Source organism: Streptomyces sp. NPDC049887 (assembly GCF_040656535.1).
Taxonomy (GTDB): Bacteria; Actinomycetota; Actinomycetes; order Streptomycetales; family Streptomycetaceae; genus Streptomyces.
Map to the genome: position 1 here is coordinate 114,428 of NZ_JBFAMM010000017.1, position 20,784 is coordinate 135,211.

The window sequence follows — 20,784 nt, forward strand, 5'->3', positions numbered from 1 at the left end:
CGGGTGCTGATGTTCTTGGTGCCGCTGGCGCTCAGCATCTACGCCTTCATCGACTGCATCTCCACTGACGAGAAGGACATCAGGCACATCCCCAAGCCCCTCTGGGCGATCCTCGTGCTGCTCTTCCCGCTCGTGGGTTCGATCTCCTGGCTGATCGCCGGAAAGGACCGCGGCACGCCCCGTCCGGCTCGGCGCGGCGGCTGGGTGGCGCCCGACGACAATCCCGAGTTCCTGAAGTCCCTCGACGACGAGGGCGGCCCCGGGCAGCCCGGCGACCGGGCGAGGGATCCGAAGCGCGACGAGGACCCGGGCACGTCCTGACGACGGGAGGACCGGGACCGTGGACCGGGATCTGGCACGGCGGTGGCTGTCCACCGCCTTGGAGGAGGCACGCAGCGGCCTCGCGGAGGGCGGCATCCCGATCGGCGCCGCGCTGTACGGGGCGGACGGCTCGCTGCTGGGCCGGGGACGCAACCGCCGGGTCCAGGACGGCGATCCCTCCGTGCACGCCGAGACGGACGCGTTCCGCGCCGCGGGGCGCCGGCGGTCCTACCGGGGGACGACGATGGTGACCACCCTCTCCCCTTGCTGGTACTGCGCCGGGCTGGTCCGCCAGTTCGGCATCTCCCGTGTCGTGGTGGGCGAGGCGGAGACCTTCCACGGCGCCCACGGCTGGCTGGCGGCGCACGGCGTGGAGGTCGTGGTCCTGGACGATCCCGCGTGCATCGCGCTGATGCGGGAGTTCGTCGGCGGCCGTCCGGACCTGTGGCACGAGGACATCGGCGACGACGGCTGATCCCCCGCAGGCGCGGTCCCGTGCCCGCAGGTCAGGAGCGTGCGTCGTACTCCGCGCGGAGCTGCTCGAAGCGCTCCGGCGTCCAGGCGGACCAGTCCGCGGGCCGGCCGTCGAGCGCGTCGGACAGGTACTCGAAGTGCTGGTGCCAGCCGGCCAGGTTGTCGAGGCGCCGCCCGTCCGGGCCGGAGAACTCGTTGGTGAAGCGCAGCACGGTGGCGAGCGAGTCGGCGGGGGCCGGCTCCATGTGGAAGCGGATGCGGCCGTGGGTCGCGACGGTGTACTCGGCGACCGCCTCCCGGTCCCAGGCCGTGACCCGCCCGGAGACCACGGCCCCGTCGACGCTCTCCTCCGCGTTCAGCCAACGGAGCGTCACCGCGCCGTCCAGCCGGGGTTCCAGCAGGTCGGCGGCGGCCAGCCACTCCGGCAGGCCCTCGGGGGTCGCCACGGCCGCCCAGACCCGCACCACCGGGTGCGGCAGATGCAGCACGAAGTGCAGCACGTGGACCGGGCCGTCGTCGCCGGCCCGGGTCTCGCTGGTGCCGTAGGGGATCGCTTCCGTCATGGCACCAGCGTCGCCCGCGCGGGTCCGGTCCGCGACCGTGTCTCGCCCACTCGGACGCCGGCGTGCCTCCCCCGGGGCACCCGGCACCGGCACGGCGACTCAGACCCCCGCGTAGCCGTGGAGGCTGTTCACGAAGAGGTTGACGCCGTAGTAGTTGAAGAGGAAGCAGGCGAAGGCGATCAGCGCGATGTACGCGGCCTTGCGGCCCTTCCAGCCGGCCGTGGCGCGGGCGTGCAGATACGCGGCGTACGCCACCCAGGTGATGAAGGACCAGACCTCCTTGGCGTCCCAGCCCCAGTAGCGGCCCCACGCGTCACCCGCCCAGATCGCTCCGGCGATGATCGTGAACGTCCACAGCGGGAAGACCGCCGCGTTGATGCGGTACGCGAACTTGTCCAGGGACGCGGCGGCCGGCAGGCGCTCCAGCACCGAGCGGGCGAAGGAGCCGGGGCTGCCGCCGGTCGCGAGCTTGTTCTCGTAGGAGTCCCGGAAGAGGTACAGCAGGGTGGCGACCGCGCCCAGGTAGAAGACCGCACCGCAGAAGATCGCGGTGGAGACGTGGATCCACAGCCAGTACGAGTGCAGGGCCGGGACGAGCTGGTCGCTCTCGGTGTACAGCCAGGTGACCGCGATGCCCAGGTCCAGCAGGACCGTGGTGACCAGCGGCAGGCCGATCCAGCGCACGTTCTTCCTGGCCAGGAGGAAGCCGAGGTACGCGCCTACCGCCACCGTGGAGAAGGTGGTGGAGAACTCGTACATGTTGCCCCAGGGGGCGCGCTGCACGGAGACGGCGCGGGTGACGACCCCCGCGGCCTCGACCAGGAAGGCGAGGGCGGTCAGCGAGACCGCGATCCGGCCGTACATGTCGCCCTGCTGGTCGCCGCCGGCCGCGCCGGGGCCGTCGGGGACGTCCCGGGCACCCGTCGAGGAACGGGTGACGACCTGGGGACGCTCCAGGACGGCCGTCCCACCGCCCTTGCGGGCGACCCTGACCCTCGGCGCGGCGGACGCGCCGTCCGCCGTGAGGGCGGCGGCGGTGCGAGCGACCTTGCTGCGGCTGCCGAACGTCCACTCGGCGATGTGCGCGAGGAAGGCCAGGGTGTACACGGCCATGGCCGAGTAGATCAGCACATTGCTGAACTCGGCGAGGCTCTCGTTGTTGGCGGCGGCGAGATTCACTTCTCAGCCCCTTCGGAGGGAACAGCTTCGGCAGGTTCGGGATCGGGCGCGGTCGGCGCCTCGGCGTTGAGCGACGCGGCCAGGTCGGCCAGCTCCTCGGGGAGCCGGGCGGATTCGCTCCGCCCCAGTCCCGCCATCTCGACGACGGTGACGCCGTCCGCACCGCGCACGGCGCGTACCCACACGCGGCGGCGCTGGATGAACAGCGAGCCGACGAGTCCGGTGATCGCGGCGACGGCACCGGCGAGGGCGAGTCCGTTGCCCGGCTGCTGGGAGATCTGGAAGCTCGCCCACTCCTTGATCTCCTTCTCGAAGGTGATCGAGCCGGCGCCGCCGGGCAGCTTCATCGTCTCGCCGGGCAGCAGGGTCTGCTTGAACACCTCGCCCTCGGCGTCCTTGAAGGGCTTCATCTTGCGGGTGTCCAGCTGGTACACGTTCTGCGGGACGCCGGAGTCGACGCCCAGACTGCCGTGGTACGCGCTGAGGTTGAGAGCGGGGAAGACCAGGGCCGGGAACTGGGAGAACATCTGGCCGTGGCCCTTGCCTGCGTAGGTGGGCACGAAGAACGCCGGGAAGCCGAGCTGTTCCTTCTCGCCGTCCTTGTTCCGGTAGCCGTCCAGCACCTTGACGACGCCGGTGGAGCTGACGTTGTTGTCGATCGGCAGCAGCGGCACGGCGGCCTTGTGGACGACCTGGCCCTTGCCGTCGCGGACGGTGACGACGGGCGCGTAGCCGTGGGCGAGCAGATAGACCCTGGAGCCGTCGATCTCCAGGGGCTCGTTGACCCGGACGACGGCCTTCTTCTCCTCGCCCTCGGCGCCCTTGGCGTAGGTGACCGCGGCCTCGTAGGTGCGGGCCGTGCCCTTCTGGGGACCGCTGGGCTCGTACGTGCCCGTGAACTGGTCCAGGGTGAAGCTGAACGGGGCCAGGTCCTCGATGTCGAACAGCGGCCCGGACTTGAAGTCGTCGTACTGGGTGAGGGTGTTCGCGAAGCCGTCGCCCTCGACGATCAGCTTGCCGCCCTCGGACTTGAAGAGCTGCCCGGCGGCGAAGGCCACGAGCATCACGATCAGGGCGACGTGGAAGAGGAGGTTGCCGACCTCACGGAGGTAGCCCTTCTCGGAGGCCACCGCGTCCCCCGCGGCATGGGCCCGGAACCGCCGCTTCCGAAGCAGTGCGAGCGCGGCCTCGCGGACCGTCTCGGGCTCGGCCTCGGTGCGCCACGTGGTGTACACGGGCAGCCGGGTGAGTCGCTTGGGCGCACCGGGCGGACGGCCGCGCAGCTGGCCGGCGAACTGCCAGGTCCTGGGGACGATGCAGCCGATCAGCGAGACGAACAGCAGGATGTAGATCGCGGAGAACCACACCGAGCTGTAGACGTCGAAGAGCTGGAGCTTCTCGAAGACCGGCGTCCAGAACTCGTTGTTCGTCTTCCAGGTGCGGACCTTCACCTCGTCCACGCTGTTCTGCGGGATGAGGGAACCGGGGATCGCGCCGAGCGAGAGCAGGAAGAGCAGGATCAGCGCCACCCGCATGGAGGTCAGCTGGCGCCAGAACCAGCGGATCCAGCCGGTCGTCTCGCGGACGCCCCAGGCGAGCGCGCCCGCGGGGCCCGGCGCGCGGCGTCCGCCGAAGGAGCCCGGCACTGCCCGCTCCTGCGGAGCCGTGGATAGCTGCTCGCCCGCCCTGCCGAGGTCACCGGCCTCCCGGGCGGCCCGTGCGGCGTCGGTGTTCTCCGTCGTCGTGTCGGTCTTGCTCATCGATCAGATTCCCACCTGGAAGCCACTGGACCAGCTCTGCATCTCCTGCACGAGGATGTCCCACGCGCCCGTCAGCAGCAGGACGCCGGTCCCGATCATCATGCCGCCGCCGATCCGCATCACCCAGGCGTAGTGCCGCTTGACCCAGCCGAACGCACCGAGGGCCTTGCGGAAGGCGACGGCCGCGAGCACGAACGGCAGTCCGAGACCGAGACAGTACGCGGCGGTCAGCAGCGCCCCCCGGCCGGCGCTGCCCTGCTGGGCGGAGAGGAGCGTCACCGAGGAGAGGGTCGGGCCGATGCACGGCGTCCAGCCGATGCCGAACAGTGCGCCGAGAACCGGCGCGCCCACGAGACCCGTCGCGGGTCGCTTGTGGAAGCGGAACTCCCGCTGGGTGAGGAAGGGCATCAGGCCCATGAAGAACGCGCCCATCACGATCATCATGACGCCGAGGGCCGTGGTGAGGACCTCGCGGTGCTCCTGGAGGGTCCAGCCGAAGAAGCCGAAGAGGGCCCCTCCGGAGACGAAGACGGCGGAGAAACCGAGCACGAAGAGCGCGGCCCCGGAGGCCATCCGTCCCCTGCGGGCCTCCGCCAGATCGGAACCGGTGACGCCGGTCACGTACGACAGGTAGCCCGGGACCAGCGGCAGCACGCAGGGGGAGAAGAAGGACACCAGGCCCGCCAGGACGGCGACGGGGAGTGCGAGCAGCAGGGCGCCGCTCAGGACCGTCTCGTTCTGCATCCCTACTTCTCCGCGACCACGGGGTCGATCATGGAGCGGAGCTGCTTGTCGTCCAGTGCCGTCAGGGCGCGGGCCGCGATCTTCCCCTCACGGTCGATGACGATCGTGCTCGGGATCGCCTGCGGGTTGAGGCTGCCCTTGGGGAACTTGAGGATCAGCTTGCCGATGGGGTCGTGGAAGCTCGGGTACCCGACCTCGTAGTCCTTCTCGAAGGCGAGCGCCGGGCCGGTCTGCGGGTCGCGGGTGTTGATCCCGACGAACTCGACGCCCTCGCTCCGGGACTCGTTGGAGATCTTGGTCAGATAGGGCGCCTCGGCGCGGCAGGGCGCGCACCACGAGCCCCACAGGTTCAGCACGACGACCTTGCCCTTGTAGTCGGCCAGATCGAGCGGCTTGCCCGTGAGGTCCTTGCCGGACAGCCGGGGGGCCGCCACGCGCTTGCCCTTGGGGGCGGTGGAGATCCCGCCCGTGTCGGTGACGAAGTTGGTGTCACCGCCGCCTCCGGACCTGCCGTTGGCATCGCCGGTGCAGGCCGACAGCGTGAGCGCGGCGGCGAGCGCGCCGACGGCGAGCAGAGTGCGTCGAGGGGCACGGGCAGACGTCATGTGAAAAGTTTCGCATGAGGGTTCCGGGGATCTTGGCCGCCCCCCTGGCTGCCCGTAACGCCCCTTGTCAATGGTGGTTAAAGGCGTACGGCGCACCGGGAACTCTCCGCCGCTTTCCGACGTGCCGGCTACGCGGCGCCCTTGAGGAAGGCGTTCCAGCCGCCCGCAGGGGACTGTCCGACCTCGAGGGAGCGGAGTTTCGTGAGGATCTTCGGGTCCTGCACGTCCAGCCAGTCGCAGAACTGCCGGAACGACACGAGCCGCACGTCCTTCTTTCCGGCCATGGACTTCAGGGCCTCCTCGACGGCGTCCATGTATATGCCGCCGTTCCACTGCTCGAAGTGGTTGCCGATGAAGAACGGGGCGCGATTGGACTCGTGGGCCCGCCGGAATCCGCTGAGGTAGGCGTCGGTGGCCTGCCTGCGCCAGCCCGCGTAACGGGACGGCATGCCGTTGGTCGAATTCCTCGACTGGTTGGCGAGGATGTTGTAGTCCATCGAGAGCACCTCGAAGGAGTGGCCGGGGAACGGCACGGCCTGCAGCGGCAGGTCCCAGACCCCGCCTCGCTTCCCGGGCCACGTCTGGCGCCCGCCGGGGGAGCTCGCGTCGTAGCGCCAGCCCAGCTTCTTCGCGGTCGGCAGGAGATTGTCCTGGCCGAGCAGGCAGGGGGTGCGGCCGCCCACGAGTTCCTTGCGGTAGTCGAAGGGGAGCGGCTCGAGGTCCTTCCAGCCGCTGTTGCTCTTCCACTCGGTGACGAAGGACACGGCCTGGTCGATCTCGTTCTCCCACTGGGCCGGTGTCCAATTGCCCACGGAACCCGATCCACCGCAGAAGTGCCCGTTGAAGTGGGTGCCCAACTCGTGGCCCTCGAGCCACGCCTGCCGCACGTACTTCAGGGTGTCCTTGATGTGCGCTTCGGTGAGATAACCGATGTCGGAGGCGCCGACCGGATTGTTCGGCGGACGGTAGAGCGATTTCCTGGACTCGGGGAGCAGATAGATCCCGGAGAGGAAGAACGTCATCGCCGCGTCGTGGTTCCTGGCGAGTTCCAGGAAACGCGGGAAGAGCCCGTTGCCGACCTCCCCCGCGCCGTCCCAGGAGAAGATCACGAATTGCGGCGGGGTCTGCCCCGGTTCGAGCGGAACCGGGGCCTCGGGCTGCTTCGGCTGCTTTCCCGTGTCGGCTGTCGAGCCGTCGCCTATGAGACGCACCGGCTCGTTTCCGGGACCGGGCGCGCTGCCGCCGCCCCCGCCCGCGTCACCGCCGTCCCGCCGCTTTCCCCCGCCGCCCGGACCACCGCCGCAGCCCGCGGCACCGAGAGCCGCGGCGGCACCAAGTCCCGCTCCCAGCAGGCTCCTTCGGGTGATGTTGCGCATGCCGACCGTCCCCGCTTCCCTGTCGCGTCCCCGCACGTACTCGCATGGAGAGAGATGGCGTGCGGAACGCGAAGGTTCCCGGGATTTAGCACGGAGTGTGCAGAACGGCCAGACAGCTATGCGCCAAACGCTTTCGATTTTCCCTTGACCGGTTTGGCACCTGCGAGAAGATGCGCCGGAACGAGATCCCGCGCGGGTTCCGAATACGCGACCGAGACGATCCCGTCGCCCTGGAACGTGAAGGTCGTCAGCGACGCCAGGGTGCACTGCCGCCGGCGCGGGTCGTGCCAGAGCCGGCGCTGCTCCACATAGCTTCGGACGATCCAGATCGGCAGCTGGTGGCTCACCAGGACCGCCTCGTGGCCGCGTGCGGCGTCCCGGGCGGAACCGAGCGCGCCCATCATCCGCACCACCTGGTCCACGTACGGCTCGCCCCAGGACGGCCGGAACGGATTGGTCAGGTGCCGCCAGTTGCCCGGCTTGCGCAGCGCGCCGTCGCCGACCCCGAAGGTCTTGCCCTCGAAGACGTTCGCCGCCTCGATCAGCCGCTCGTCGGTGTCCAGGGTCAGCCCGTGCGACTTGGCCACCGGCGCCGCCGTCTCCTGCGCCCGCTCCAGCGGAGAGGCCGCCACATGGGTGACGTCACGGTCGGCGAGGTGCTCGGCGACGCGGTCCGCCATGCGCCGGCCCAGCTCGGAGAGGTGGTAGCCGGGGCGGCGCCCGTAGAGAACGCCGTCCGGGTTGTCCACTTCGCCGTGCCGGATGAGATGGACGACGGTCCTTTCCGTATTCATCCCCGTGCCGGTCATGCCGTGGCCTCCGCGGCGGCACGGGCGGCGGCGGGCAGCGCGGCGGCGATGCGCTCGACGGCGGCGTCGTCGTGGGCGGCCGACACGAACCAGGACTCGAAGGCGGACGGCGGAAGGTAGACCCCTTGGGAGAGCATCGAGTGGAAGAAGGCGTTGAAGCGGAATGCTTCCTGGCGCTTCGCGTCCTCGTAGTCCCGTACCTCGCCGTCGCTGAAGAACACCGAGAACATGTTGCTCGCCGTCTGGAGCCGGTGGGCGACGCCCTCCTTGGCCAGCGCGTCCGTGACCAGGCCCCGGACGGCGGCGGAGACCGCGTCGACCCTCTCGTACGCGGCGTCGTCCAGCAGTCGCAGCTGGGCGAGACCGGCGGCGGTCGCGACCGGGTTCCCGGAGAGGGTGCCCGCCTGGTAGACCGGCCCGGCCGGGGCGAGGTGCCCCATGACGTCGGCGCGGCCGCCGAACGCCGCCGCCGGGAAGCCACCGCCCATGACCTTGCCGAAGGTCATCAGGTCCGGCGCGACACCGTCGACGCCGTACCAGCCGGCCTTCGACGTGCGGAAGCCGGTCATGACCTCGTCGGAGATGAACAGCGCCCCGTTCTCGGCACAGGCGTCCTTGAGGCCCTGGTTGAAGCCGGGCAGCGGCGGGACGACGCCCATGTTGCCCGGCGACGCCTCCGTGATCACACAGGCGATCTCGCCCGGGTGCGCCCGGAAGGCGGCGCGGACCGCGTCCGGATCGTTGTACGGCAGCACGATCGTGTCGCCGGCCTGCGCTCCCGTGACACCCGGGGTGTCCGGCAGCCCGAAGGTCGCGACCCCCGAGCCGGCCGCCGCCAGCAGCGCGTCCACGTGCCCGTGGTAGCACCCGGCGAACTTGATCACCTTGGCGCGCCCGGTGAACCCGCGCGCCAGCCGGATCGCCGACATGGTGGCCTCGGTGCCGGACGAGACCAGTCTCACCTGCTCGACCGGGCCCACCCGGGCCACGATCTCCTCGGCGAGCGCGACCTCGCCCTCACCGGGCGTGCCGAACGAGGTACCGCGCGCGACGGCCTGCTGCACGGCCGCGGTGACCTCTGGGTGGGCGTGGCCGAGGATCATCGGGCCCCAGGAGCACACGAGGTCCACGTACTCACGGCCGTCCGCGTCCGTCAGGTACGGGCCGGTGCCGGACACCATGAACCGGGGTGTACCGCCCACGGCGCGGAAGGCCCGGACGGGAGAGTTCACGCCGCCGGGCGTCACGAGGGACGCGCGGTCGAAAAGCGTCTGCGAAACTGGGGCGTCATAGGGAAAGCTCACGGAATCCATGGTGTCAGAGGCACGCGACGTTCTTGCGGACAGGTGTTTCACCACACGTCCGTGGGGGAGGTCACTGTCACGATGATCGGGTTGCGCGGCGGGGGCCGTGCGTCCTAAAAGCAGTCGGGTGGAGATATGCATCGCGGTGGCGGACTGGGCGAGGGGACTGACGACCTGGGTCCCGAGCCTGCCCGGCGTGGGAGGCACCGGAGGCACGAGGCGGGCGCGCCCGAGCCCGTGGAGAACAGGGGTGGCCGCGGTATGGGGGTGACCTACAAGTACTTCGGCGCGCCCGACGGCGCGACGGCCGCCCGAGTGCCGATCTCGATGCGCCCGGAGGAGCTGGGCGGTGACGAGCTCGGCATGGGCGGGATGTTCACCAAGATCAAGCCCGAGACGATAGCCGCGATGGTCCTCACGGGCATCCAGGGCATGCCCCTGCACAAGGTCCCTCCGCTCGAGCTGGTGGTCCTCCACCCCGATTACGCCGTGGTGAAACTCCCCATGACGGTCGTCGACCCGCTGCGTGACATCGGCGAGGAGTCGGTGGGCGCGGCCGCGTTCATCTGGTCCACCGTCCCCGACCGCGGCGGCCCGCGGGACGCGTTCAACGTCTACCAGCTGCTGCACGAGTGGCAGGACTTCTCGCACCGGCTGCACGAGGCGGGGCATCAGCCGTACTGCCTGGTGTGGCCCTGACCTGGGGTTTCGCAGGGGTCGGGCGGGGATCGCGAGGGCTCCCGAGGCGGGGCGCCGTCCAGGGCCGAACGCGGCCGGCGGGCGCACCTCGCCTGGCCCCGTCCGCACAGTGGTGGACCCCGTCGCGGCTCAGGAGCCAGCCGTTGCGGCGGAAGCCCCGGTGGATCACGTGAGCCGTCGCGGCCGTACCGGACGGTGACCACGAAGTCCGTCCGGTGATCACCGTGATCCCGCCCGTCTCCACCACCAGGGTGGCGGAGGTCGACTCGGCGTATCCGGCCGTCCTGAAGACCACGAGCACGGTGCCGTCGTACGGCACGACCTTCGCCCTGCTGTGCGCGTCGACGGCGTCCTCGACCGTGAGCGGGTGAGCTCGAACAGTCCGGCGAGTTCCTCGAACTCCTCGCGGGAGGGCTCGTGCAGACCGATCCAGACGAAACCGTTGGCGGCGGAGTCGGCGCCGTTCTCCTTGCGGACCCGGCGCAACGCCTCCGCGGCCGGACAGCTCCCGGCCTGCCGCACCCCGTACGCGTAGCCCACGCAGTCGACGACGGCACTGCCGAGGGGTGATCGGGCCGGACGGCTGAGGTCGACCCCGCGGCGGTAGGCGCGGCGCACCGCGCGGCCGAGGGTGCGGATCATGGACAACGCGGGCTCCCGGGCGGGCAGGGGATGGACCTTCCCCGGCCGGCCTCTCGAACGGGAAGTCGCATGTGAACGACGGCGGATGTGCGAGGGCTCGACGGCCGGGCGCCCGTGTCCCCCAGCCGCACGAGCACCGGCCCGGATTTCCCCGGCCCGGTGCGGGACAGCTGGAGGCCGGGAGGCCGTCGTCGGGCCGGCAGCGGAAGCAGACTTCGAAAGTCCGGTGCGGCCCTGCGGCGAGCCTGCGTTCCCGGCGTCCTTCGTGGCGTGCACGTGTCGTTACCGGACATCCTTTTGGGCGGTGAACCAACTCCAGCCGGGCGCCCCGGCTGCCGATGTCCGGACTGCGACCGCCGCGCGTCGCTGCGACGTGCCGTGGCGGTCCTGAGACATGACACGAGTCCCCCGAGCCCGAGGAGGTCCGGCGTGGGTGACGTCCTGCTGGCCCTGTGCATCCCGCTGACGCTCTGCGCGAGCGGTGTCTACGCGGTGTGCGACAGCTGGTGGCGGCGCCGCAGGCGCGCGGTGACGCCGCGTCACCTGTATCCGGGCGTGTGCTCGTACGTCTACGCCTACGAGCACCCGCGCGCACACGCCGGAGCGCGTCTGGCGGAGCGGGAGATGCTCGCCGCCGCCGAGGAGATCGTCGACGACGCCTACACGAGGCTGGCCTGGCTGTACGACGGCACGTGCACCGGAGCGGAAGGCGGCACCGGCGCCGACCCGAGCAGCGGCGCCGGCACCGGCCGGGTCAGCGCGGACCCCACCGCGGATCACGGCCCGTCACGGCCAGCACCCGCTCGAACGGTGACGCGTCCGCCGGAGCACTGACCGCCTCCCCGAACGCGCCGTACCGGCGCGCCCGCGGCGCCATCTCCTGGACGGCCGGACCGAGTTCCGCGACCACCTCGGGATCCGGTGCGTACTCCTGTCCGGTCGCACGCGCCAGGTCCCACGCGTGCACGGTCAGGTCGGCCAGCACCATGTGCCCCACACTCCTCGCGGGAAGGCCGAGCGCACCCGTGGTGCCCTCCTCCGCACCGGGCTCGGCCCACGCCTCGACCAGGCGCGCGCACTCGTCGGCGAAGGTCTCGCGCCAGTCCCCCTCCGCCGTGCGGTCCGGTGTCGCGGAGAAATCGGCGTCCTGTCCGGCCGCCAGCGCCTGGAAGTTGACCACGACCTGGAGCAGGTGGTTGATCAGGGCGCGCACGTCGTACTCGGGACAGGGGGTCGGAGCGGTGAGTGCGTCCCCGGTCACCCCACGCACCACGGGAAGCGCGCGTTCGGCGGTCGCGGCGAGCAGTTCGCTGATGGTCTTCATGCCGCAACGGTGGCGGCACCGGACCCCGGGCGTCTTGAACGAACGCGACATAGGATCGCGCCTTGGCGAGCAGGAGCGGGCCCGCGGGGAAGGGCGGGGCGCGCGAGGCCGGTGGACCGGGACCGCGGCACGACACCCGGGGGATCGTGGACGCCCGGGAGCTGTTCGCACGCGTACGGTTCCGGCGCCGTGAACCGGCCCCTCCCCTGCGCCGGTACCTGGAGCACTACTGGCTCGTCGACTGGGACCTGCCCGAGCCCTACGTCACGCACGTCGTGCCCCATCCGTCGGTGAACGCCGTCTTCCAGCGGCACGGCGGCGAGGAACCGTGGGCCGAGGTCGCCGGCATCGGTCTCGGACTCTTCACCCAGGAGCTGCGGGGTCGCGGACGGGTCTGCGGTGTGCAGTTCCGGCCCGGCGGGTTCCGTCCCTTCGCGCCCGGGAGACCGGTGTCGGCGTGGACGGGCCGCCGGGTCCCCGCGGTGGACGTCTTCAACCCGACCGCCGGCGGGCCCGCTGGGGCGGCGCCGTCGGTGGACCCCGCGGCCGTCGTCCTCCCGGAGGAGGAGGACGCGAGGGTGGCCGCCCTCGACGCCTTCCTCCTCGCCCTGCGGCCGGCGGCGGATCCGCAGGCTGACCACGCGATGGCCCTGGTCGAGCGGGTGCGCACCGACCGCACGATCCGCCGGGTCGGCCAACTCGCCGCGGCGGAAGGGGTGACGGCGCGTACCCTGCAACGGCTGTTCGCGGCCTGCGTCGGTGTCGGGCCCAAGTGGGTCATCCTGCGCTACCGCATCCACGAGGCGCTCGAGCGGGCCGAGGCGGACGGCCCGGCCGAGGCGGGTCCAGGACACACCGTCGTGCCGGGCGGGGGTGCGGGTGCGGCCGGCGCGCGTTCCCGGGGCACCGAGCCGGACTGGTCCGCCCTCGCGGCCGAGCTCGGCTACAGCGACCAGGCCCACCTGGTACGCGACTTCACCGCGACGGTCGGTGTCCCGCCCACGGCGTACGCGGCGACGAGAACTCCTCGCTGAACCGGCTCCGGGCGTCGCCGGCCGGGTGGGGCGCGTTCCGGGCGCTGTCGGTCCGTGGGCCTACCGTGCGGGGCATGGACGACACGACATCGGTTGTGCGGATCGAGCCCTGGTCGGAGGGCGACTTCGAGCTGCTCCGGGCCCTGAACGCGCCGGAGTTGACGGAGCACCTCGGGGGACCCGAGCCGGAGGGCAGGCTGGCTGAGCGGCACCGGCGCTATGTGGCCCTGAGCGCGGGCCGGTCCGGGGCGGGGCGGATGTACCGCGTGGTGCTGACGGCCGGCGGAGAGCCCGTCGGATCGATCGGGTTCTGGGAGAGGACCTGGCGCGGCGGCGAGGTCTACGAGACGGGCTGGAGCGTCCTTCCCGGCTTCCAGGGGCGGGGGATCGCGACGGCGGCGACGCCGGCCGTCGCGGCGGAGGCCCGCGCGGCGCACAGGCACCGCCGTCTGCACGCCTTCCCGTCCGTCGACAACGCTCCGTCGAACGCGGTGTGCCGCAAGGCGGGCTTCTCCCTGATCGGGGAGTGCGACTTCGAGTACCCGCCGGGCACACCGCTGCGCTGCAACGACTGGTGTCTCGACCTCGGCGGGTCGTAGCGGGGCGGGCGCGGAATCCGGGCGGGGCGGGTCGGGTCCGGGGCAGGCGGCGACCGTTCCACGAGCGGCGACGCGTCCCGAGCCGGTGTGCGGTCAGGGCACGGGCCGGACCTCGGGGGTGGGTGGGAAGAGGTTCGGTCCGACGCGGGGCTTCGCGCGGCCGGGCGGCGCGGCGGCCGGGCACCAAGTCGGGCCAGGCATCCGGGGAAGACTCCGGTGCGGCGGCGCCGGAAGCCGCCGAGCCGGTGGAAACCGCTGGCTGGGGCCGTCCGCCCGATGGCATGCTGGCGGCGTGAACGGACCGGAGATCCACATCAGCTTCGCCCCGGAGCTGCGGCTCTTCGTCCCGGCGAAGCGCCGGGACGGGCGGACCCCCCTCGTCACGGACGGCTCGTCGAGTCTGGGGCACGTGGTCGAGTCGCTCGGGGTCCCGCTCACCGAGGCCGGGCGGCTGCTGGTGGACGGAAGCAGTGTGGAGACCTCGTACGTCCCCGCCGAGGGCGAGCACGTCCGGGTCCTGGGCGTCGAACGCCCGCAGCGGGTCCCCGGCGCCCCCCTCCGGTTCCTGCTGGACGTCCACCTGGGGACCCTCGCCCGGCGGCTACGGCTCCTGGGCGTCGACGCCGCGTACGAGAGCGAGGACATCGGTGACGCCGCGCTGGCCGACCTCTCGGCGCACGAGCGGCGCGTGATGCTGTCCCGGGACCGGGGGCTGCTGCGCCGCCGCGAACTCTGGGCCGGGGCGTACGTCTACAGCGACCGCCCCGACGACCAGCTTCGCGACGTACTGCAACGATTCGCACCCGCTCTCGAGCCGTGGACCCGCTGCACGGCCTGCAACGGCCGTCTCGCGGACACGGACAAGGCCGCGGTGGAGCACCAGTTGGAGCAGGGCACGCAGCGTTCGTACGACGTTTTCGCGCAGTGCACGGCCTGTGAGCGGGTCTACTGGCGCGGCGCCCACCACGCCCGGCTGGAGGCCATCGTCGAGGGCGCGCTGCGCGAGTTCGGCGGCCCGATCACCCGGTCGTGACCGCCATGTCGCGGTCGCCCGCGCCGGCAGGCCACGGAGCCGCAGGCGCCCGACGTCGCGGACGCGCCGACGGGCGGTGCCGGGCGGCTGGGGCAGCTAGGTGCCGCGGCTGTCGTTGCGCGCTCGCCGGGGATCACGGGACGGCCCTTTGGCCAAGTCAGGGGCTCTCGGCGGTGAGATACCGCTGGATCGTCGGGGCGAGCCACGCGATCACTTCGTCCCGGGTCATGTCGACCGCCGGTGGGATCCGCAGCACGTAGCGGGCGAGGGCCATGCCCAGGATCTGCGAGGCGACGAGCGCGGCCCGGCGCGGAACCTCTTCCCGCACGGGGCACACCCCGTCGGCGATGGGCAGCAACTGTCCCCGGAAGACCTCCGCCATGCGCTCTGCACCGGCGGTGTTGGTGACACCGACGCGCAGCATCGCCGTCAGCACCTCGTCGTGCTCCCACCGGTCGAGGAAGTGGGAGACGAGCACGGCGCCGATGTGCCGTCCGGGCATCGCCCCCAGTTCGGGAAGCCGCAGGTCGATCTCGGAGGCCGCGGCGAACAGCCCCTCCTTGTTGCCGTAGTACCGCATGACCATCGACGGATCGATCCCCGCGTCCCTGGCGATGGCACGGATGGTGGCGCGCTCGTACCCGTCCGCGGCGAAGCGTTCACGGGCGGCTTCGAGGATCGCGGCGCGGGTGGCGTCGGAGCGGCGGGGGGCGGAAGGCGGTTCCAGGGTCATGCCAACAAATGTAGGCCAACGGGCGTTGACACGCCAACAGGCTCACGCCTAACGTTGCCTACAAACGTTGGCCAACATTCGTTGACCGACATTGCGCCGGCCCCTGGGCCGAGATCGGGCATCGGCTCTCCGGCGCCGAATGCCGACAGGAGGCACCCCCATGACCGACCGAACCCGCACGGACCGGACACGCACGGGCCGGACCGCAGACCGGAGCAACGCCACCCCCGCCGCCACGGAGACGGACGTGACGGTCGTGGGGGCCGGGCCCACCGGGCTGCTGCTCGCGGGAGACCTCGCGGCAGCCGGTGTCCGCGTCACCGTCGTCGAGCGCCGGCCGCCGACGAGGAGCAATCTGACCCGGGCGTTCGGGGTGCACGCACGCACCCTCGAACTCCTCGACGCACGGGACCTCGCCGACGAGCTGGTGTCGAAGGGCACGCCGATCACGGGCCTGCGGCTGTTCCGCCGGCTCTCCCTCGACCTCTCCCGGCTGCACTCCCGCTTCCCGTACCTGCTGATAGCCCCGCAGTACGAGGTGGAGCGGCTGCTCGAGCGCCGTGCGCGCGACGCCGGGGTCGCCTTCCGGTACGGCACGCAACTGCGCGGTCTGCGCCAGGACGCCGGATCGGTCACCGCCGAGCTCCGCGAGGAGGACGGCGGAGACACCACGCTGAGCTCCCGCTACCTCGTCGGCACGGACGGAATGCGCAGCTCGGTGAGGCAGTCGCTCGGTCTGCCCTTCCCCGGGGTCTCGGCCATCCGCTCGATCCTGCTCGCGGACGTACGGCTCTCCGAAGAGCCGGAGAACCTGCTCACGGTCAACGGCACGGGCCGGGCCTTCGCCTTCATCGCCCCGTTCGGCGACGGGTGGTACCGCGTGATGGGCTGGCGGCGCGAGGGCTCCCAGCCCCCCGACGGCCGGCCGGTCGAACTCGACGAGGTGCGCGATGTCGCCCGCCAGGCCCTCGGCACCGACTACGGCATGCGGGACGCCCGCTGGCTCTCCCGCTTCCACAGCGACGAGCGCCAGGTCCCCGAGTACCGCCGGGGCAGGGTCTTCCTCGCCGGGGACGCGGCGCATGTGCACTCCCCCGCGGGCGGCCAGGGCATGAACACCGGCCTTCAGGACGCGGCGAACCTGTCCTGGAAACTCATCGCCGTCCTCCGCGGCGACGCCCCGGACCCCGAGGAACTCCTCGACACCTACCACTCCGAGCGGCACCCGGTCGGTGCCCAAGTGGTGCGCAGCAGCGGGGCGATCGTGCGCCTCGCCATGGCACACTCACCCCTCCAGCGCCTCACCCGTGCCCTGGCGACGAGCTTCCTCAACACGGTCCGGCCCGCGGCGGACAGGGCGATGGGCATGATCTCGGGCACTGGCCTCTCCTACCGGGCCCCGCGCGGCGCCCACCGGCTGACCGGCAGGCGCGCCCCCGACCTCTCCCTCAGGGAGGGCCGGCTCTACGAGCTGCTGCGCAGGGGCGAGTTCGTCCTGGTGACGCCGGACGGCGCGGACACGGCCCCACCGGCGGTACCCGGCCCCGTCTCCAGGGCCCACTGGCGCGGCGCGGACCGCACGGCCCTGCTCGTCCGACCGGACGGATACATCGCATGGGCCACGGACTGAGCGTGCGGCACGGCGGCGCCCCGGCGCGGACGCACCCCCGTGCCCCGGTCACCGCGGCCCGACGTGCCAGGCTGGCTCCATGCTCGTCGCCCGCTCCGTCCTCCTGTTCGCCGTCGCCGCCGTCTTCGAGATCGGCGGTGCCTGGCTGGTCTGGCAGGGCGTGCGGGAGCACCGGGGCTGGATCTGGATCGGCGCCGGCGTCGTCGCGCTCGGCGCGTACGGGTTCGTGGCCACGTTCCAGCCGCAGGGCGACTTCGGACGGGTCCTCGCGGCATACGGCGGCGTGTTCGTCGCGGGCTCGATCGCCTGGGGCATGGTGGCCGACGGCTACCGTCCCGACCGCTGGGACGTCCTGGGCGCCCTGGTCTGCCTGGCGGGCATGGCAGTGATCATGTACGCGCCGCGCGGCCGGTGACCCTCTGCCTATCCTGACTCTGGATGTCGATCAGTTGCCCGAGGAGCCGCCATGACCGCCACGCCCATCGCCGTCGTCACCGGAGCGAGCAGCGGCATCGGCGCCGCCACCGCACGGAGTCTCGCCGCGGCCGGCTACCACGTGGTCGTCACCGCCCGGCGCAAGGACCGGGTCGAAGCCCTCGCCGCCGAGCTGACGAACGCCGGGCACCGGGCCACCGCCCGCCCCCTCGACGTCACCGACCGTGCCGCCGTCGACGCCTTCGCAGCCTCCCTCGACGGCACCGGCCCGGTGAAGGTCCTGGTCAACAATGCGGGTGGAGCCCTCGGCGCCGACCCGGTCGCGACCGGTGACCCGGCCGACTGGCGCCAGATGTACGAGGTCAACGTCATCGGCACGCTGAACCTCACACAGGCGCTGCTCCCCGCGCTCACCACCAGCGGCGACGGCACGGTCGTCGTGCTCTCGTCCACCGCCGGCCACGCCACGTACGAGGGCGGCGCGGGTTACGTCGCCGCGAAGCACGCCGAGCACGTCCTCGCCGAGACCCTCCGCCTGGAGATCGTCGGCACGCCGGTCCGCGTCGTCGAGATCGCTCCCGGCATGGTCAGGACGGAGGGTTTCGCGACCACCCGCTTCCGGGGCGACACCGAGAAGGCCGCCAAGGTCTACGAGGGCGTGGCCGAACCGCTCACCGCCGAGGACGTCGCCGACACCGTGACCTGGGCGGTGACCCGCCCGCCCCACGTCAACGTCGATCTGCTGATCGTCCGTCCCAGGGCCCAGGCGTCGAACACGAAGGTCCACCGGCAGCTCTGACCGTTCCCCACCACGAGCGGGAAGGGTCCTGTCACCGGGACTCGCGCCCATCCGTGTGCCGAAACGGTTTCGGGCACGCTGGTCCCCGCTCTCGCGGCGGCTCCCGGACCTCCGGAAACCGCCGCGGAGTCCGGGCCCTGAGCCGACGGCGGTGTGAGGGCGGTCAGCCCTTCACGCAGATGACCTGCTTCAGCTTGGCGACGACCTCCACGAGGTCCCGCTGCTGGTCGATCACCTTCTCGATGGGCTTGTACGCGCCCGGGATCTCGTCCACGACCCCGGAGTCCTTACGGCACTCCACACCCCGCGTCTGTTCCTCCAGGTCCCTGGTGGAGAAGCGCCGCTTGGCCGCGTTGCGGCTCATCCGGCGACCGGCGCCGTGCGAGGCCGAGTTGAACGACTTCTCGTTCCCGAGGCCCTTCACGATGTAGGAGCCCGTGCCCATCGAGCCGGGGATGATCCCGAAGTCGCCCGAAGCGGCGCGGATCGCGCCCTTCCGGGTGACGAGCAGGTCCATGCCCTCGTACCGCTCCTCCGCCACGTAGTTGTGGTGGCAGGAGAGCTGCTAACTTCATATGAACTTCAGCCTGTTGGGAAAGTGAGGGGAACCTTGACGCAGTTAGACCAGCCGCCGAGGAAGAAGCTGACAGCCGCCGAGGTCGAGCGGTTGGTGGGGCGGCTGCGCGGGGTGCCGGCCGGCGCCCCGAGCCTCGAAGAGGCATTGGCTTTGCGCGCAGAGGGATGGCATCTGCTCTTGGCCTACTGCCGGATGTCTGACGACGCACACAAGCGCGACGGTCACGGTGTGGAGGACCAGACGCGGCATTGCGGGCGCATCGCCAGGCACGTTCGTGGGGTGGTAGTTCACCACTACATCGACAACGACAAATCTGCGTCCAAGGCGGACGTCACCCGGGACGACTTCGACAAGATGGTCGAGGCGCTGGAGCGGGGCGCTACAGAGAGCGGCTACCCGGTTGATGGCGTCGTGTGTGTCGCAGATGACAGGCTGTACCGAGGCGCGCACGCCTACGAGCGTTTCGTTGACTCGTTCACGTCTCACCCGAACCGTGTCTACGCAGACGACACCGGCCGACACGATCTCTACGGCGACGGAGCCGAGTACCGCGGTCTCCTTGGCGTCGCCGCGGCCCGCTCGGAGACCAAGAAGAAGAAGCGGCGTGCACGGCTCAATCACCTGGCCCGCGCGGAGCGAGGCGAGCCGGTGGCGGGGCGTCGTCCGTTCGGCTGGAACGACGACAAGCTGACCTTGCATCCCGAAGAGTCCAAGGTCGTCCGCCAAGGTGTCACAGACCTGCTCGCCGGCAAGAGCATCACCACCGTGACGTGGAACTTCGTCGAGTCGGGGCTCACGACCACGATGGGCAACGGCTGGCAGCTGCAGACCGTCAAGCAGATCCTGCGCAACCCGCGCATCTGCGGTTACCGGAAGCTGAACGGCGAGCTGGTGGCCGACGCCGAGGGCAACCCCGTGGTCGGCAAGTGGAAGCCGATCGCCACACCCAAGGAGTGGTACGCCGTCACGGCCATTCTGGAGAAGAACCGGAGTGCGGGTGGCTGGGACGGGTCGGGCGACGGCAAGCGGACTCCGCGCAAGTACTTGCTGACCGGCCTACTGCGGTGTGGCAAGAAGCTGGAGGACGGACGGACGTGCAACGCGAAGATGCATGGCGCCCCAGCTCGGAAGACGCACAAGTACCGATGCCGGTCGGTGCTGGACGGGGGCTGCGACAAGCTGAGCCGTCAGGGGCCGGCCATCGACAAGCTGATAGCTCAACTGGTGCTTGCCAAGCTGGAGAAGCGCAACGCGGAACGCGAGCCGGTTGAAGAGGCGTGGACCGAGGAGCCGAAGCTGGAGGCTGCCCAGCGCAGGAAGACAGCGTTGGAGGAGCAGTGGCACGCGGAGGAGATCAGCGACTCGACGTTCTTCTCTCTCCTGAAGAAGGAGGAGGCGGAGGTCAAGCGCCTTACCAACGAGCGGAAGGCTTGGGCGGCGCGGCAGGAGACCCGGAGGCACGCGGTCACGGATGTCCGGGCTCAGTGGAAGGACATGGACCTGCAGCAGAAGCGCACAGTGATCTTCGGTGCTTTGGAAGCGGTGATCGTCCTCCCAGGGGTGAAGGGTTCTCACACTTTCGACCCCGACACCATCGTTCCGTTGTGGAAGGAGGAGGACGCTAGCTGAACTTGACCCCGAGAACGTGGCCCATCGCATTCCACTTCTCGGCGCTCCACTCAGGAGACCTGCTCAGCCACTTGGCGATCCAGGCGCGCTCCGCCTCACTCATTTCGTCGTCTGGTGCCTCGGTTTCGTCCGGGGCACCAGTCGTCTCGGCGGTGAGGAAGTCTGGATCGGACACAGAAGGGACGGGCTCTGCGACGTCGGTCATCGCCACACCTCCCTTTCTGCCTTGACTCGGTCCGCTTGTTCTCGCGCCTGGGCGATCTCGTGGCGAGTCTGGGCGGCGAGAAATTCCTCGCCAGGGCGATAGCCGCTGCTGAGGTAGGTCCACGACGATTCGGTGACGAGCGTGGTGTCTTCTTCGTGGGCAGGCAGGCCGGCACGGGCGTGAGCAAGGTCGGCTCGGGCGGTGCGCCAGGCTCGGCGTACGTCGCGGAGAGCGCCGAGGGTGGTGGAGTAGGCGCGGGATTTGCTGGAGAGTGGCCGCGGAAGCCGAGCATGTGGGCCCACTTCCAGAG

Annotated in this window: 24 protein-coding genes and 1 pseudogene; 12 read left to right on the top strand and 13 right to left on the bottom strand. The window is 71.1% G+C overall.

Annotation, left to right across the window (positions count from 1 at the left end; translation table 11 throughout):
* Positions 1-9 precede the first annotated feature (9 nt).
* Complete coding sequence (locus AB0J10_RS21365; RefSeq protein WP_363063921.1) at positions 10-321, top strand: PLD nuclease N-terminal domain-containing protein; 312 nt, start codon at positions 10-12, stop codon at positions 319-321.
* A 19-nt stretch (positions 322-340) separates the two neighbouring features.
* Complete coding sequence (locus AB0J10_RS21370) at positions 341-796, top strand: nucleoside deaminase (protein WP_363063823.1); 456 nt, start codon at positions 341-343, stop codon at positions 794-796.
* Positions 797-827: 31 nt separating this feature from the next.
* Here AB0J10_RS21370 and AB0J10_RS21375 read toward each other — a convergent pair whose 3' ends face one another.
* The 8 genes from AB0J10_RS21375 to hemL form a co-directional block, all read right to left on the bottom strand.
* Entirely contained in the window at positions 828-1,358 is a 531-nt protein-coding gene (locus AB0J10_RS21375) for an SRPBCC domain-containing protein (protein ID WP_363063825.1), read from the bottom strand.
* A gap of 99 nt (positions 1,359-1,457) precedes the next feature.
* Positions 1,458-2,537, bottom strand: coding sequence for a c-type cytochrome biogenesis protein CcsB (gene ccsB / locus AB0J10_RS21380; protein WP_363063827.1), 1,080 nt, complete (start codon positions 2,535-2,537; stop codon positions 1,458-1,460).
* Positions 2,534-4,297, bottom strand: a complete 1,764-nt coding sequence (locus AB0J10_RS21385; RefSeq protein ID WP_363063829.1) for a cytochrome c biogenesis protein ResB — start codon at positions 4,295-4,297, stop codon at positions 2,534-2,536. The genes ccsB and AB0J10_RS21385 overlap by 4 nt, the downstream gene beginning before the upstream one ends.
* Positions 4,298-4,300: 3 nt before the next feature.
* Positions 4,301-5,041, bottom strand: coding sequence for a cytochrome c biogenesis CcdA family protein (locus tag AB0J10_RS21390; RefSeq protein ID WP_363063831.1), 741 nt, complete (start codon positions 5,039-5,041; stop codon positions 4,301-4,303).
* A gap of 2 nt (positions 5,042-5,043) precedes the next feature.
* Entirely contained in the window at positions 5,044-5,646 is a 603-nt protein-coding gene (locus AB0J10_RS21395) for a TlpA disulfide reductase family protein (protein WP_363063833.1), read from the bottom strand.
* Between the two features lie 128 nt (positions 5,647-5,774).
* Positions 5,775-7,022 (bottom strand): hypothetical protein, encoded by a 1,248-nt coding sequence (locus AB0J10_RS21400; protein WP_363063835.1) that lies wholly within the window; start codon positions 7,020-7,022, stop codon positions 5,775-5,777.
* A gap of 116 nt (positions 7,023-7,138) precedes the next feature.
* Positions 7,139-7,831, bottom strand: a complete 693-nt coding sequence (locus AB0J10_RS21405) for a histidine phosphatase family protein (protein WP_363063837.1) — start codon at positions 7,829-7,831, stop codon at positions 7,139-7,141.
* A complete protein-coding gene (hemL, locus tag AB0J10_RS21410) occupies positions 7,828-9,144 on the bottom strand; it encodes a glutamate-1-semialdehyde 2,1-aminomutase (protein ID WP_363063839.1) in 1,317 nt (438 codons plus the stop codon). The genes AB0J10_RS21405 and hemL overlap by 4 nt, the downstream gene beginning before the upstream one ends.
* Before the next feature lie 126 nt (positions 9,145-9,270).
* Between hemL and AB0J10_RS21415 the strand changes: the two genes are divergently transcribed.
* The 3 genes from AB0J10_RS21415 (at position 9,271) to AB0J10_RS21425 (ending at position 11,310) form a co-directional block, all read left to right on the top strand.
* Positions 9,271-9,834 (top strand): hypothetical protein, encoded by a 564-nt coding sequence (locus AB0J10_RS21415; RefSeq protein WP_138053771.1) that lies wholly within the window; start codon positions 9,271-9,273, stop codon positions 9,832-9,834.
* Between the two features lie 215 nt (positions 9,835-10,049).
* Positions 10,050-10,205: a hypothetical protein gene (locus AB0J10_RS21420; protein ID WP_363063841.1), complete on the top strand. Its 156-nt coding sequence runs from the start codon at positions 10,050-10,052 to the stop codon at positions 10,203-10,205.
* A gap of 700 nt (positions 10,206-10,905) precedes the next feature.
* Positions 10,906-11,310 carry a hypothetical protein gene (locus AB0J10_RS21425; protein ID WP_363063843.1) on the top strand — a complete coding sequence of 135 codons (405 nt, stop codon included), beginning with the start codon at positions 10,906-10,908 and terminating at the stop codon, positions 11,308-11,310.
* On the opposite strand, the gene AB0J10_RS21430 is transcribed toward AB0J10_RS21425, so the two are convergent.
* The gene (locus AB0J10_RS21430; RefSeq protein ID WP_363063845.1) at positions 11,231-11,800 is read right to left on the bottom strand and encodes a TIGR03086 family metal-binding protein; all 570 of its coding nucleotides are present in this window, start codon (positions 11,798-11,800) and stop codon (positions 11,231-11,233) included. The genes AB0J10_RS21425 and AB0J10_RS21430 overlap by 80 nt on opposite strands.
* Before the next feature lie 62 nt (positions 11,801-11,862).
* Between AB0J10_RS21430 and AB0J10_RS21435 the strand changes: the two genes are divergently transcribed.
* The 3 genes from AB0J10_RS21435 to AB0J10_RS21445 all read left to right on the top strand — a co-directional run bounded on the left by AB0J10_RS21435 (position 11,863) and on the right by AB0J10_RS21445 (position 14,466).
* Positions 11,863-12,834, top strand: coding sequence for a helix-turn-helix domain-containing protein (locus AB0J10_RS21435; RefSeq protein ID WP_363063847.1), 972 nt, complete (start codon positions 11,863-11,865; stop codon positions 12,832-12,834).
* A 74-nt stretch (positions 12,835-12,908) separates the two neighbouring features.
* Complete coding sequence (locus AB0J10_RS21440; RefSeq protein ID WP_363063849.1) at positions 12,909-13,433, top strand: GNAT family N-acetyltransferase; 525 nt, start codon at positions 12,909-12,911, stop codon at positions 13,431-13,433.
* A 292-nt stretch (positions 13,434-13,725) separates the two neighbouring features.
* Complete coding sequence (locus tag AB0J10_RS21445; protein ID WP_363063851.1) at positions 13,726-14,466, top strand: Mut7-C RNAse domain-containing protein; 741 nt, start codon at positions 13,726-13,728, stop codon at positions 14,464-14,466.
* 157 nt (positions 14,467-14,623) lie between these two features.
* Here the strand turns inward: AB0J10_RS21445 and AB0J10_RS21450 are convergent, their stop codons facing one another.
* Entirely contained in the window at positions 14,624-15,199 is a 576-nt protein-coding gene (locus AB0J10_RS21450) for a TetR family transcriptional regulator (RefSeq protein WP_363063853.1), read from the bottom strand.
* Between the two features lie 160 nt (positions 15,200-15,359).
* Between AB0J10_RS21450 and AB0J10_RS21455 the strand changes: the two genes are divergently transcribed.
* The 3 genes from AB0J10_RS21455 to AB0J10_RS21465 all read left to right on the top strand — a co-directional run bounded on the left by AB0J10_RS21455 (position 15,360) and on the right by AB0J10_RS21465 (position 18,063).
* Positions 15,360-16,829 carry an FAD-dependent monooxygenase gene (locus tag AB0J10_RS21455; RefSeq protein ID WP_363063855.1) on the top strand — a complete coding sequence of 490 codons (1,470 nt, stop codon included), beginning with the start codon at positions 15,360-15,362 and terminating at the stop codon, positions 16,827-16,829.
* Between the two features lie 79 nt (positions 16,830-16,908).
* A complete protein-coding gene (locus AB0J10_RS21460; RefSeq protein WP_363063857.1) occupies positions 16,909-17,244 on the top strand; it encodes a YnfA family protein in 336 nt (111 codons plus the stop codon).
* Between the two features lie 51 nt (positions 17,245-17,295).
* Complete coding sequence (locus tag AB0J10_RS21465; RefSeq protein ID WP_363063859.1) at positions 17,296-18,063, top strand: SDR family oxidoreductase; 768 nt, start codon at positions 17,296-17,298, stop codon at positions 18,061-18,063.
* A gap of 163 nt (positions 18,064-18,226) precedes the next feature.
* On the opposite strand, the pseudogene AB0J10_RS21470 reads toward AB0J10_RS21465, so the two are convergent.
* A pseudogene (locus AB0J10_RS21470) lies at positions 18,227-18,625 on the bottom strand (RtcB family protein); the annotation flags it as partial.
* A 48-nt stretch (positions 18,626-18,673) separates the two neighbouring features.
* Here AB0J10_RS21470 and AB0J10_RS21475 point away from each other — a divergent pair.
* Positions 18,674-20,269 (top strand): recombinase family protein, encoded by a 1,596-nt coding sequence (locus tag AB0J10_RS21475; RefSeq protein WP_363063861.1) that lies wholly within the window; start codon positions 18,674-18,676, stop codon positions 20,267-20,269.
* On the opposite strand, the gene AB0J10_RS21480 is transcribed toward AB0J10_RS21475, so the two are convergent.
* On the bottom strand, positions 20,262-20,474 hold the full coding sequence (locus tag AB0J10_RS21480) for a hypothetical protein (RefSeq protein ID WP_363063863.1): 213 nt from the start codon (positions 20,472-20,474) through the stop codon (positions 20,262-20,264). The genes AB0J10_RS21475 and AB0J10_RS21480 overlap by 8 nt on opposite strands.
* The gene (locus AB0J10_RS21485) at positions 20,471-20,776 is read right to left on the bottom strand and encodes a replication initiator (RefSeq protein ID WP_363063865.1); all 306 of its coding nucleotides are present in this window, start codon (positions 20,774-20,776) and stop codon (positions 20,471-20,473) included. Before AB0J10_RS21485 ends, AB0J10_RS21480 begins: the two co-directional genes overlap by 4 nt.
* Positions 20,777-20,784: the final 8 nt, after the last annotated feature.